Here is a 13,050-nt window from a genome sequence, read left to right on the forward strand (position 1 = left end):
GTTAAATATATTATTGCTTATTGTACCACATGGCAAAAGATCCAGTTTGTAATATGAATGTAGACGAAAAAACTGCAAAACATGTATCAGAAGTTGACGGTAATAAAATATATTTGTGTTCTGCAGCGTGTAAACAGCAGTTTGAACAAAATCCGTCAAAATATGGGTATTGAAGCAACAAACTAATTATCCTACCCTATCCTATCCATCAATTTCAGGTTTGCCCTCATATTTTCTTTTTATTGACTCTATTCTACCACGGTATTTCTGACTATAACCTGATTTGCATGAATTACAACAAAAGAATCTTTCAATATTTGCAAATTTCAGAATTTTAGGTTTATCATGGACTGGTCCCTCACAAAAATCACAAACAATATTTATCGCTAAACCATCTGAAATTTTTTTCTTAATTGTCCGTATTTCTTCTTTTAAGTTACTATTCTGATAGTTATTGAGAATATTTCTTCTCCTCTTTACATTTTCCTTGAGGTTCTCTAAATGGATGAAATGCTTTTCTTTCCCCTCCCCTGATTCTATTTTCTCAAAATCAAAAATTGGTAAAACACCCTTGATAAATCCAATATTTACGAGTCTATCGTATCTGGCTTTAACTGTTGGGGTAGTTATTCCTGTATCTCTCGAAATCTGCCTGAATGATTTTCTACCGTCTTCTAGAATTGAATTGATAATTGATACATCAATTTCGTCAAGTTCAAGTGGCATGAAACTATCAATCCTATAAATCGATAACGGTATATATATCCTTTACATTTGTAAAGATCTTGTAGAAATTACTGATAATATCTATATATGAGGAAATGGATTATAAGTTTTGATTCATGTAAATACTAATATGTGGTATCATCATAATCGACCTATATGAATAATTATAACACCATATTGATTGATTTGCCCATGGTCAAAAATTGGGGATCCTAATGAATGTGTAACCTGACTTTTCTAAACCTGCTTTTATTTCCTTAATGTTTGTCACAACGGGATCAAACTCAACAACTACACTGTCTTTCACATAATTTATATCAATTTTCTTGATACCTTTATTATTTCTTAGTTGCTTTTCTACAATGGGTTACAGGTTGTACAATACATCCCAACAACTTTGAGATGAGCCTTTTCGTATAATGGCAACAACCATTAACTCATGCTTACTTATATAATACTTTGATTACAAAAGGTATGAAAAGGCACCTTAAGGTTGTAAAATCTGTAATTGTGCCCAATACATTCTTTAGGCATATCATATCCTAATATTTTACATTTGTAAAGCCCAGTTGTTAAATATGTTCTCTTGCTATTTATGACATGGCAAAAGACCCTATTTGCGGTATGTTTGTAGAAGAAGAGGAAAGCTCGATTCATCATGAAAAGGACGGAATTACTTATTATTTTTGCTCATCTCAATGTCTAAATGAATTTCTTGAGCCTGAGAAGGCTTTAAAAAAATTAAAGATTCATGTTGTTATAAGCATAGCCTTAACCATACCCATAGTTTTACTCAGTCTACCCCATATGATTCCACAAGTGGGTCATCTTTTACCCATGAACATGATGGGGTATACTAATTTCATACTCTTGGTTTTAGCAACTCCTATTCAATTTTGGATAGGCTTGCGATTCTATAGAGGATTTTGGGATGGCGTCAAGGCTAAAGCTTCGAACATGGATACTTTAATCGCAATAGGCACGTCTGCTGCTTATATTTACAGTACTATAGTTACCATATTTCCAGGATACTTTCCTTTTACTGCTGTATATTTTGAAACGGCTGCAATAATAATTACTCTGATTCTGATAGGAAGACTGCTAGAAACAAAGACAAAAGAAAAAGCTTCCAATGCAGTAAGAAAGCTGCTGGACTTAAAACCACGAACCGCTCGAGTACTAAGAACTGTAACAAGTGAAAAAAATGACCCTGGTGAAAGTACTAATTCTTTGGATAGCCCTAATACGAAACTAGTCTCCAATGAAGTTAGGGAGATAGAAATTCCTGTCGAAGAGATCATAGAAGGAGATTTAATGGTCATACGACCAGGTGAAAGAGTTCCTACGGATGGAACAATAATTGATGGCTCTTCTTCCATAGATGAATCTGCAATAACAGGTGAAAGCATACCTGTAGACAAAGTTAAGGGAGATGAGGTAATAGGAGCTACCATCAACAAAAACGGTTTACTAAAAGTAAGAGCTACCAAAATTGGCCAGGATACAGTCTTGTCCCAAATAATCACTTTAGTGGAGGAGGCTAAAACAGGGAAAGCAAAGCTAGAAAAAATGGTTGACCAAGTTGCCAAGTATTTTGTTCCTGCAATCATAATAATAGCAATTGGGGTTTTTCTTGGATGGTATTTTATCGGAAATGCGGGACTGACTTACTCTATACTAGCCTTTGTGTCCGTAATGATAATTGCATGCCCCTGCGCGTTGGGATTAGCGACTCCTGCAGCTTTAATGATGGGTGCTGGAAAAGGTGCTGAAAATGGGATTTTGTTTAAAAGCGGTGAACATATTGAGATAGCAAGTAAAGTTGATACAATAGTATTTGATAAAACTGGAACTTTAACAGAGGGAAAACCGTCTGTTACCGATATCATAGCACTTGATCAGACAAATAATCTTGAATTGTTAAGATTAGCGTCTATAGCAGAATCTGGGTCTGAACACCCATTAGCTAAGGCCGTCATAGCTAAAGCAAAAAAAGAAGGATTTAAAGCAATAGTCTCTCCTGATTCATTTGAAGCAGTAGCAGGACATGGTCTTCAAGCTACATACTCAAACCAAGAGATAATGATAGGAAATAGAAAAATGATGTATGACTATAATATAGCGATGAATGATGCTGTAGAAACAAGGCTTTCGCAGCTGGAACAAGAAGGTAAAACAACCGTGTTAGTTTCGATAAATAAACGCTTGTCTGGAATAATTGCTATCGCTGATATCATAAAGACGGGAGCAAAAGAAGTGATAGAGATGTTAAGAAATCAGGATATCGAACCAATAATGCTCACAGGAGATAACGAAAGAACTGCCAAGGCCGTTGCCTCCAAAATTGGAATAGAGAGAGTAATAGCACAGGTATTACCCCATCAAAAAGAAGAGGTTATAGATGATTTAAAGACAAAGGAAAATAAAATTGTGGCAATGGTTGGAGATGGGATTAATGATGCACCTGCTTTGGCTAGAGCTGATTTGGGAATTGCGATAGGTTCTGGAACTGACGTTGCCAAAGAAACTGGAGGCATTATCTTGGTTAAGAACGATATCCGCAATGTATTAACTGCGCTAGACCTAGGAAAGAAAACGGTCTTAAAAATAAAACAAAACTTGTTTTGGGCCTTTGCTTATAATACAGGATTGATCCCGGTAGCTGCGGGTGTACTTGTTCCTTTTTTTGGGCTTTCAGTATTTGGGTGGCTTCCAATTCTCGCAGGTGTAGCAATGGCTATGAGTTCGGTAACTGTGGTTACAAACTCATTACTACTAGGAAAGTATAAACCTAAAAAATAAAGTCTGAATGTCTTCTTTACTATCATATTTTATTTTATTTTTACATATCATATATAGTTAGAAGATTGATTGCATTTGTTGCAATTTACAAATTTATTTTTGTTGATAGAGCTTCATTATTTCCAGGGGATCTATCTTGCCAAATGACAAATAGTTTGTTTTCAGCAGATAATACCGTCATTGAAGGACATTCAGATATTCCAGCATTATTACTAATGTTGACGGATTCACTAAGAAATGAGTCGCCCATATCCTGACTTCCCATGAGAAATATGTCCTGATTTCCTTCGACAGTATTATTGAGTGGTGTAGCTTGTATCGCAACGATTAATTTATTAGAGTGGTGAATTATGTCGACATTAAGAGGATTGAGAAATTGACCTTGTATAAAAGACGGTTTTGCAAAACTGTTGCCATCATCTATGCTTTTGGTAAAATAGATACCGTCTCCTGTTAAATTATTGCTGTTAACATTTTCACTTGTAGGTGTTGTTGTCGCTTGATCGGAATTATGATGAGTTGTTGATGGATCAGGAGAGCCCCAAATAACATATACGTTATTATCGCTGGCGTCTATTTGCAACTCACCAGGCTTTTCATCAGTATTTAAACGGATTTCTTTGTCAAAACTACTGCCGTTGTCAGGAGATTTAACAAAAAAGATTCCACCTTCCATGTTGTTTGTTCCTACAACTGATCTATCATCGCTATCAATATTCCAGGCTACATAGACATTTTCTTGAGAGGAGGAAATCTTTGGAAAAGAAGTTTTTCCTGCATTGTTTGAAAGATTTACTACGTCACCAAATGTTTGGCCACCATCGTTACTTGAGATAAAATAAATACTACTATTACCTTGTGTAAATTTTTGAGCATCTTGCCATACAATGTATACATTGTTACCCGATACAGATATTTCTTGATTATATGAATCAGCTGTATTGTTTGAAAGATTTACTACGTCACCAAATGTTTGGCCACCATCGTTACTTGAGATAAAATAAATATCTCGATTGAGTGAAGTATTGTCAGCCCAAACTATGTAAACATTGTTTCCGTTTACTGCCATTTGAGGATGTTCAGAAAATCCAGTATTGTTTGAAAGATTTACTACGTCACCAAATGTTTGGCCACCATCGTTACTTGTTTTTAATAATATGTCATAATTCATTCGATTTTGACCAAACAGATTGTCCTGCCATAAGACAAATACTCTATTTTCTGAGGAATCAGTCTGAGGATAAACAGAATCTCGGATATTATCGCTTATATTTTTAATATCAAAAGTAATGTTAGCATTACCATTATCTTCTAAAACCTGTGAGTAGGATAATCTTTCGGTGCCTACAACAAATATTGAAAGAGTTGAGAATATCGTTAATAAGCAAATTAAAGGCAGTAAATAATTTTGCTTTCTACATGAAAACATGAGATATACTATTCAACCCCCTTAAATAATAGTTTAACTTGAGATCTAAATTCAATGGTGTATACAATTGGTAGTCAGATTTATGATTTGATTGGGTTTGGGTTCATAAGCAAAAGGGTATGCAAGATCATTAACAGTAACAAATAATTCATCATAATTAATTGCCTATTATATATAATCCAGAAATAAGAATATAATTATAATTGTTAGGAAAATCTGATTATTATTTCTGTCTTTTTATAAGAAATTCATTTCCAGTTTTATTTTAGTATTACAATCTGTGACAACCACGAGAATAATTTAGGCAGGAATCATATATGTAATTTTTTATTATAATCACTTATGGGCCTGCCCAGTTAAATGAAATATGCTTGCTAGACCTGTCCTCTCTCTGCCACTTAAAACTCATTGTATCTACTTCGTCCTTTACAGCTATGCCCCATGTTGCAACTGCGCCTGGACCAACCTCACTTCCAGGCGGATTTATTGTTTGAACTCTTTTTCCAGGCGGAGTCGTTGGGCCTCCTAAAGCTACTGCTTTTGCAAGAACTTTTCCAGGAATTTCGGCACTCCAACTACTCAAGTCTTTAGAAATTTCAAATCTTATTGGGGCAAAATCAATCCCCTTAATTTCCCCTATCAACTTGGCAAATTCTGCCATAAATCCTCCTGCTCTACCACTAAAAATCATCTGAAGTGCTTCTCTTTGTTTTTCATCAGCGCGCTCATCAAAAAAGAGTCCTAGATTTACTTTTGTCTTTCCTGCCCAAATATTTCCTTCAAATGCTCCAATAGCTAATACATTCAATTCGTCTAATGTTACATTTCCATAATTACCTTTGTTGATATGATATGCTAAAACACCTTCGCAATCCCCAAATGTAGGTTCTTGTGCAAATTCACAAGGACAGGGAATCTTACATTTACATACATCAAACCAATCTCCTGCGGCTTTCCAAGGCGGAATGTTAGTTGTCATGTGATTAAGTACAGGGGCTAAAATTTAAGATTATCTTGTTTCTCTAGAATATTTATGGAATCAAATAAAATATAAGAAAAATTAGATCAAGAAACTATATTTTGTCAAATTTTTGACCTTTATTTCATGTTCATATTCATGTTCGTATTATGTTTTATATCGTTTGTTTCGCTATCCTCCTGAGAAGGATTATTCATATTCATTGAGATCATATCAGTACCTGTACTTGTCATCTCATTCCCTTCTGTTGCTAGTGAAATCATTCCTGTTATTGTAAGCAATCCAATTAGTATAAACATAATTCCAACTCCCCTAGCCATCCAAATTCCCTTTGACCAAATCTTTTCTACAAAAATGATAGCTGCGAACAAACCCATCCATAAAAGATTCATCCAGCCTAATACAATCATGAGTAAAAAATAAGGCCAACAACATCCAAGACAATACATTCCATGAAATAATCCCATCTTCAATCCATCTGTCAATTTGTTTCCTTTCCATCTCTTCATAAAAAATGCCAAAGGAGATTCACAATATCCTAAACATTTTTTTTCAATGGGCTAAATTGGTAAAATCCAGATATTACAAGCAAAATTCCTGATACGACAGCGAAATCTTTTGTGTTATACCCTACAAAAAGATTATTCATAAGTACGGACCAAAACAAGAGTAACACAATTCCCGTTAATGACCATACCAAAAGATATGTTCCTACAAAACCTGAGGTTTTGATAACTCTATGTGATAAAAGCAAGTAGGAAAATTTATCATGTTGCCTATTCTCTTTTCTTTCAAAATTATCAATATCATGATTAAGCTTTCTACTTGAATGAACATTATTATCGTCAATTTTACTTTTGCTAAAGTGATTGTATAGTAATACCATAGGGATTATAGCCGGAAACATCATTGCTGCCATTCCTACAGTCCAACTAATTGTAAAAATTGTGACTGCTAGGGGATTTAGAGTCATCATGGCATGCATCATGTCTGGTTGGTCTATAGAAAAAATCCAAGTAGTTATAGATATAGTAACAAGGGAAATGCCTATTATTATTTGAGATTTATCCAATAAAACACCCCGGTGAGATACTGCATAGAATACACTAGGTAACAAGGTTATTTAACTCATGGTCAATTTGATTCTATGATATAATAGGGCGTCCATTTTTGCCAACTCAGTCATTTAATCGAGTGTTTAGTTGTTATTATTATTATTATTATTTAGATTAATATGTCATATTTTTGTATTTATCAATCAATCTTAAATAGTATTGTAAAGAGGAATACAAGTAAAACACTTGACGACTACTACTACAATTTTGGCTTCCATGCAAACCACTCTACTGGTTTTAGAATCTACAAAAGACGGATGGAAAGTTCATGAATGTTTAAAAAATGTAAATCCTAGTAGTGTGGCATTTGATCCTCTCAGACCTGATAGAGCATATTGTGGAACTTTTGATAACGGACTTTGGAAAACTGATGATAAAGGTCAAAGCTGGGAGAAGACTTCCTTGAATACATTGGGTTCAAGCATAATGTCTCTTTCAGTATGTCCCATTAAGAGAATTAATGAGGAGTTTAACAAGATATTTGTGGGAATGGAGCCTAGCTTAATTTTTACCTCAATTGATGGTGGTAAAAGCTGGGAGAAGGTTAATGAATTTAATAAATTGCCCTCGTCTTCTACATGGTCATTTCCTCCAAGGCCCTGGACACATCATGTTCGTTGGATAGAATTGGATGTAAATAATGAAAATAATATTTTCTTGGCTATTGAAGCTGGTGCATTAATCAAAAGTATTGATGGAGGTAGGTCATGGATAGACAAGGTAAAGGATGGACCGTATGACACGCATACATTAAGAACTCATGAAAATGCTCCGCAAAGACTGTATTCTGCCGCAGGTGATGGTTATTTTGAAAGTTTGGATTACGGGAACACATGGAAAAGAAGGGTTGAAGGATTGGGTTCCCATACGTATCTATACGGTCTCGCAGTAAATCATAGCGATCCTCAAAACATTGTAGTATCGGCAGCCAGTAATGCTTGGAAATCACACGCCATTCAAGATTTAGAAACCTTCGTTTATAGACGTAATTCTGATGAAAAAAGTAACGAATGGATCCTATCATCTGACGGCCTGCCCGAACCAAAAGGTACAGTCATTTCTATTGTAGAATCTAATCCAAAGAATAAGGATGAATTTTATTGTTTGAATAATCGAGGGATATTCTACTCTTCAGATTCAGGAAAATCATGGACATCGTTAGATATACCATGGTATAAAGAATACAATTTGCAACATCCTTGGGCGTTGGCAGTTATAGAATGACACGAAGAGGGTCCTGTGAGACCATCCTACTTATCACATTATGCATCCTTAATAATTTCTTTAAATCTCGTATTAAGTATACTAAACTTTGACCACATAATTACATGATCAAAGGTTATGCAAAGCATCTTGAACAAACAAGTCTCACAAATAGAACATGAATTTTATGAAATTGTATAAAAGAATTTATCAATCTATTTATGAGAGAGTATAGAAAAACAAGAGAAATTGACAGTTAGATTCATAAACTCAAGATATTTTTGTTATACTATTTTATTAATCTTAATTACTTTGTCATCTGCGTTCTTGAACACCGGCGGAGCATGGGCACAAATGATATCACAATCTATCAAAGTGGGAGAGGCACCACAGAATATGAATTACAACCCAAGCAATGGTAATATGTATGTGGCCAACTTTAATTCGGGGGATATATCAGTGATAGACAGTGCTACTAATAAGGTGATCAGCACGATACAAGTAGGAAGTAGTCCTAATGCTTTAGAATACAATCCAAGCAATGGTAATATGTACGTTAGTAACTTGGATCTGGTATTAGCAATAGATAGCGATACTAATAAGGTGATTCAAAGTATAGACGCAGGAGACAGCCCGCAGTTTCTAAAATTCAACCCAAGCAATGATGACGTATACATAGGTAACTTAGGACAGGTATTAGCAATAGACAGTGCTACTAATAAGGTGATCAGCACTTTACGAATACCTCATGGTCCGAGTTTCCTGAAATACAACCCAAGCAATGGTAATATCTATGTGGTATCTGATCCTAACTCAGATGCAGATACAGATGTAAAAGGTAAGGTCGTTGTGATAGATAATGCTACTAATAAGGTGATCCATACCATTGGTGTAGGAAAGGGTCCGAGTTTCCTGAAATACAACCCAAGCAATGGTAATATCTATGTGGCCAACGAAAATTCAAACGATGTGTCACTAATAATCACAACCAAGACCAACTCCACATCCTAAAACGTATGTATATTTAATTCCAACCGATAACCATATAAAATGTAAACAGACCAGTCCTCTTTTTCCATTTCTCCTTAATTGTAGGCAGAGACTTTAAGATTTGAAAGGCGCATCATACCTGATTTAACCCTTATCGATTCAATCAATGTATTAAGAGTCGGTAAATTTAATTTAATGAACTTGTGATTCTAAATTATATCTCTTTCTCTAAAATTCATAAATATATATCTTGACAGATTATTAAACTAGTCATGACTAAAGATCAAGGTTCAGAGGATTCGAGCAATAATACTTTCAGTAAGATTGAGGGAATGATTTTAGAAAAATTACTGACAATGGCTAATCAACAAACTCCATTAATCAGTGAGGAGGTATTACGCCAATCACTTGCAGAGGCATCTAAATCACCACAGTTTGAATCTGCTCTCGATAAATTAATAAGAGATGGATTTGTCTCTCGTATTGGTAATGATGAGTTTCAACTCACGTCAAATGGTATTGAAGAACATTCAAGAAGGTTAAATGAAGGGACATTATATTGATTCGTTAGAGGGAACAAAATAAAATAAAATAATTGATTTAGTTTTAGTTTGCTCCTATTTTTAATTATAGCGATCAAAAATGCTTTTCTTTTGTTGGTTTATCTCAATGGTCCATAAAGAAATGAAATTTTTTTAATGACTCAGCCAATAGATTATAAATAGGCTATTTCGACTTAAGTGGTAGTCTAAATGATATATGACAGTTTTTTATGCTTGCCTCGTTTATTGTAAGATGGGACTGACCTTCGGGTCAAAAAATATCGTGTTATATCTTATTTTGTAGTTAATCCACTATCAGAATACTTTACTGTCATATAGAAAACCTATGAATCATAAAAAGTTTGTTATCACAATCATATTTAGAGAATTGAGTCGAACTATTGATAATTTTAGGGAATCGTCTACTAATAGTGTAGAATTACCCTCCTGGTTTACTGACATTGCAGAACCACTCAGATTTAATAGATTAACAGAGAATATTTCGACAGATATTGTAATAGTTGGCGGAGGCATTGCAGGCCTATCTACGGCATATATACTTTCAAAGGAAGGTAAGAGCGTTATTGTTATTGAAGATGGCTTTATTGGCAGTGGAGAAACAGGACATACAACTGCTCACATTACACATGCCCTTGATGATAGATATTTTAACCTTGAGAAATTGTTTGGAAATGATGGTGCTGTTATGGCAGCTGCAAGTCATACCAAAGCCATTGACTTTATAGAATCTGTGATACTGAAGGAAAAAATAGATTGCGATTTTGAAAGAGTAGACGGATACCTATTTTCAAGTTCAATAGAGGATAAAGAAACTTTAGACAAAGAACTAGAAGCCACACACAGAGCGGGTCTTGATACAGAACTAGTTCCTCGATCTCCATTGACATCTTTAGACACAGGAGCTTGTATCAAGTTTCCTAACCAAGCACAATTTCATCCTTTAAAATATCTTCAAGGGTTGTCTAAATCAATAACTTTAAATAAGAATTGCAAAATCTTTACCGAAACTCATGTCCAAGAGGTTTCTGAAACTGTTGTAAAGACTTCAGATGGTTATGAGATCAATGCAAAGAACATCGTCATAGCAACAAATGCTCCTATAGTAGACAAAGTCAGCAAGATTTACGAAAAACAAATTCCATACAGAACTTATGTCATTGGGGCTCTAATAAAGAAGGGTTCTGTTCCAAAAGGATTGTACTGGGACACAGGAGATAAAAAATCAAAAAACACAATTCAACCGTATCATTATGTTAGAATTCAAAAATTAGAAAAAAGCGATCTTGATTTTGATAGGGCTAACGACTTTGTAGAGAAAGAATATGGTTCCAAAGATAAGGAAGAGGAAGGCGGCATCGGTGAGGGCGAAGGCGGATATGATTTATTAATTGTTGGTGGTGAAGATCATAAAACCGGTAACGTAAATGATATTGTGGAAAGACACAGTCGTCTTGAAAGTTGGGCAAAACAGCGTTTCCCAATTAAAAAAGTATTATTTAAATGGTCAGGACAGGTTATGGAACCCCTAGATTCATTAGCATTCATAGGAATAAATCCCATGAATAATGAAAATCAAAATAAGAATAAAATCTATATCGCTACTGGAGATTCCGGCAATGGCATGACTCATGGGACGATAGCAGGAATTCTATTATCTGATTTAATATTGGAAAAACAAAATGAATGGGCATGGTTGTACGATCCATCGAGAACTGTTAGTAAGCGAGAAAAAGATGATAATTCTTCGCAAGAGAACAATAATTCTGAGGACAATCCAACTTCAATTAATAAATCTCAAAGTAAATTATTAGTCGAGTCGCTTTTAGCTGGCCAAGGAGCTATCATAGAAGAAGATCCAGAAAATCCATTTGCAGTTTATAAAGATAAAAGTGGGCAAGTTCGCACATTTTCTGCCAAATGCACCCACTTAGGATGCACAGTAACTTGGAATCCCTTAGAACAATCATTTGATTGTCCCTGTCATGGATCACGATTCTTTAATAATGGAAAAGTAATAAATGGACCAGCAAACAGCGAATTGCAAGAAAAATAAATAATAAGTTTGCAAGGTTATAACAATTACTATTGTTCTAATGCAATCGGATAACTGACTTTAATATTTCCAGAATCATTTATTCATAAAACTATTTTCCTTTTTGAAAATTAGATGCGATTCACCACTGGGTCTACGATCTTCAAAATCTATTGTATATCCGAAAGATTCTAAAAATTCTTTAATTTCCTTGTGATAGGTCGTACCATTTGATAAATTATGTATTTCGACTATTATTCTGAGATTTTGGGCTCTTAATATTAATTCCTTAGACCCTTTTATTACATCCAATTCTGCTCCTTCGACATCTATTTTCATCCATTTTACTTCTTGAATCTCAATATTGTTATCTGACAATATAGAATCAATGGTATTCGCATCGACGTACACGTGTTTTCCTAATCCTTTATTTGCAAAATTATCAATATCAGTATTTATCGTTCCAAATTGATTATTTCTTAGATCGTCATTAACAAAAAACTTTATTTTAGTTTTTTCAGAAAAAATTGCACAATTTAGAGGTATAACATTCGCTAGTTCATTTAATTGAATATTTTTCTTCAACAGTTCAAATATGGATGGATTAGCTTCTATGGAGATTACCTTACCTTCATTTTGCACCTTTTTTGCTGCAATAACTGTGTATCGACCTATATTCGCACCTATGTCTAGGACAACATCACCTGGCTGAGGATCAAATCTTGTCAAAATTGCTTCTTCTCTTGAAATCAAGCTCATATAATCTACCATGTTAAGTGGACAATGAAATTTGTAATCGTATTTAGGTATATAGATCTTGGACGTTTCCTTTCCAAAGCCCAATTTATTCAAATATTTATATAGAAAAATTTTTAGCAAGAAGGAGGAAATAACTTCATTGCCCTTTTGTAATTTTTGAAATAATCTTGATGTGTTTCTTCTTTCATTTCCTAGTGCTGCTTTCATGATATTATTGGTTATCATAAAAATAGTCCGATATGTGAGAATGACAAATCTATTAAATGCATTATTGCCTATTTCTTGTGGATAATTGTTGGATATTGTCATCTCTCATCCAAAGGTATGATAGTTTATAAAGTATATAACAAATATGACAGTTTAATCAATAATAGACTCATCATGATTTTTTTTAGAATTTGGTATAGCGTATTCTTGTTAGCTAGAGCGCACTGAGGCATTAGTTTAATGTA

At 34.3% G+C, this 13,050-nt stretch carries 11 protein-coding genes and 1 pseudogene; 6 read left to right on the forward strand and 6 right to left on the reverse strand.

Annotation, left to right across the window (positions count from 1 at the left end; genetic code table 11):
* Positions 1 to 29: 29 nt before the first annotated feature.
* Complete coding sequence (locus ACMT7R_RS07260) at positions 30 to 173, forward strand: YHS domain-containing protein (protein WP_415310955.1); 144 nt, start codon at positions 30 to 32, stop codon at positions 171 to 173.
* A 28-nt stretch (positions 174 to 201) separates the two neighbouring features.
* On the opposite strand, the gene ACMT7R_RS07265 is transcribed toward ACMT7R_RS07260, so the two are convergent.
* Positions 202 to 726 carry a winged helix-turn-helix transcriptional regulator gene (locus ACMT7R_RS07265; protein WP_415310956.1) on the reverse strand — a complete coding sequence of 175 codons (525 nt, stop codon included), beginning with the start codon at positions 724 to 726 and terminating at the stop codon, positions 202 to 204.
* A gap of 196 nt (positions 727 to 922) precedes the next feature.
* Positions 923 to 1,090, reverse strand: coding sequence for a heavy-metal-associated domain-containing protein (locus tag ACMT7R_RS07270; protein ID WP_415311655.1), 168 nt, complete (start codon positions 1,088 to 1,090; stop codon positions 923 to 925).
* Between the two features lie 236 nt (positions 1,091 to 1,326).
* Between ACMT7R_RS07270 and ACMT7R_RS07275 the strand changes: the two genes are divergently transcribed.
* The gene (locus ACMT7R_RS07275; RefSeq protein WP_415310957.1) at positions 1,327 to 3,528 is read left to right on the forward strand and encodes a heavy metal translocating P-type ATPase; all 2,202 of its coding nucleotides are present in this window, start codon (positions 1,327 to 1,329) and stop codon (positions 3,526 to 3,528) included.
* Between the two features lie 85 nt (positions 3,529 to 3,613).
* Here the strand turns inward: ACMT7R_RS07275 and ACMT7R_RS07280 are convergent, their stop codons facing one another.
* The 3 genes and pseudogenes from ACMT7R_RS07280 to ACMT7R_RS07290 form a co-directional block, all read right to left on the reverse strand.
* On the reverse strand, positions 3,614 to 4,957 hold the full coding sequence (locus tag ACMT7R_RS07280; protein ID WP_415310958.1) for a sialidase family protein: 1,344 nt from the start codon (positions 4,955 to 4,957) through the stop codon (positions 3,614 to 3,616).
* Positions 4,958 to 5,297: 340 nt separating this feature from the next.
* Positions 5,298 to 5,936 (reverse strand): DUF1326 domain-containing protein, encoded by a 639-nt coding sequence (locus ACMT7R_RS07285; protein WP_415310959.1) that lies wholly within the window; start codon positions 5,934 to 5,936, stop codon positions 5,298 to 5,300.
* A 119-nt stretch (positions 5,937 to 6,055) separates the two neighbouring features.
* Positions 6,056 to 6,924, reverse strand: a pseudogene (locus ACMT7R_RS07290) (DUF2182 domain-containing protein).
* 313 nt (positions 6,925 to 7,237) lie between these two features.
* Here ACMT7R_RS07290 and ACMT7R_RS07295 point away from each other — a divergent pair.
* From ACMT7R_RS07295 to ACMT7R_RS07310, 4 genes are all read left to right on the forward strand, one after another.
* Complete coding sequence (locus ACMT7R_RS07295) at positions 7,238 to 8,275, forward strand: WD40/YVTN/BNR-like repeat-containing protein (RefSeq protein ID WP_415310960.1); 1,038 nt, start codon at positions 7,238 to 7,240, stop codon at positions 8,273 to 8,275.
* A gap of 306 nt (positions 8,276 to 8,581) precedes the next feature.
* Complete coding sequence (locus ACMT7R_RS07300) at positions 8,582 to 9,265, forward strand: YncE family protein (protein WP_415310961.1); 684 nt, start codon at positions 8,582 to 8,584, stop codon at positions 9,263 to 9,265.
* A gap of 251 nt (positions 9,266 to 9,516) precedes the next feature.
* Complete coding sequence (locus tag ACMT7R_RS07305; RefSeq protein ID WP_415310962.1) at positions 9,517 to 9,807, forward strand: hypothetical protein; 291 nt, start codon at positions 9,517 to 9,519, stop codon at positions 9,805 to 9,807.
* 325 nt (positions 9,808 to 10,132) lie between these two features.
* Positions 10,133 to 11,860: an FAD-dependent oxidoreductase gene (locus ACMT7R_RS07310; RefSeq protein WP_415310963.1), complete on the forward strand. Its 1,728-nt coding sequence runs from the start codon at positions 10,133 to 10,135 to the stop codon at positions 11,858 to 11,860.
* A gap of 75 nt (positions 11,861 to 11,935) precedes the next feature.
* Here the strand turns inward: ACMT7R_RS07310 and ACMT7R_RS07315 are convergent, their stop codons facing one another.
* A complete protein-coding gene (locus tag ACMT7R_RS07315; protein ID WP_415310964.1) occupies positions 11,936 to 12,907 on the reverse strand; it encodes an FkbM family methyltransferase in 972 nt (323 codons plus the stop codon).
* Between the last annotated feature and the right edge of the window lie 143 nt (positions 12,908 to 13,050).

This window comes from Candidatus Nitrosocosmicus sp. FF01 (genome assembly GCF_047711275.1).
In the GTDB taxonomy this organism is placed as follows: Archaea; Thermoproteota; Nitrososphaeria; order Nitrososphaerales; family Nitrososphaeraceae; genus Nitrosocosmicus.

Bases quoted from the DNA above. Each gene is read 5' to 3' on its own strand.
- ACMT7R_RS07315 (WP_415310964.1), bottom strand. From the start codon at position 12,907: ATGACAATATCCAACAATTATCCACAAGAAATAGGCAATAATGCATTT.
- ACMT7R_RS07310 (WP_415310963.1), top strand. From the start codon at position 10,133: ATGAATCATAAAAAGTTTGTTATCACAATCATATTTAGAGAATTGAGT.
- ACMT7R_RS07260 (WP_415310955.1), top strand. From the start codon at position 30: ATGGCAAAAGATCCAGTTTGTAATATGAATGTAGACGAAAAAACTGCA.
- ACMT7R_RS07275 (WP_415310957.1), top strand. From the start codon at position 1,327: ATGGCAAAAGACCCTATTTGCGGTATGTTTGTAGAAGAAGAGGAAAGC.
- ACMT7R_RS07265 (WP_415310956.1), bottom strand. From the start codon at position 726: ATGCCACTTGAACTTGACGAAATTGATGTATCAATTATCAATTCAATT.
- ACMT7R_RS07285 (WP_415310959.1), bottom strand. From the start codon at position 5,936: ATGACAACTAACATTCCGCCTTGGAAAGCCGCAGGAGATTGGTTTGAT.
- ACMT7R_RS07305 (WP_415310962.1), top strand. From the start codon at position 9,517: ATGACTAAAGATCAAGGTTCAGAGGATTCGAGCAATAATACTTTCAGT.
- ACMT7R_RS07280 (WP_415310958.1), bottom strand. From the start codon at position 4,957: ATGTTTTCATGTAGAAAGCAAAATTATTTACTGCCTTTAATTTGCTTA.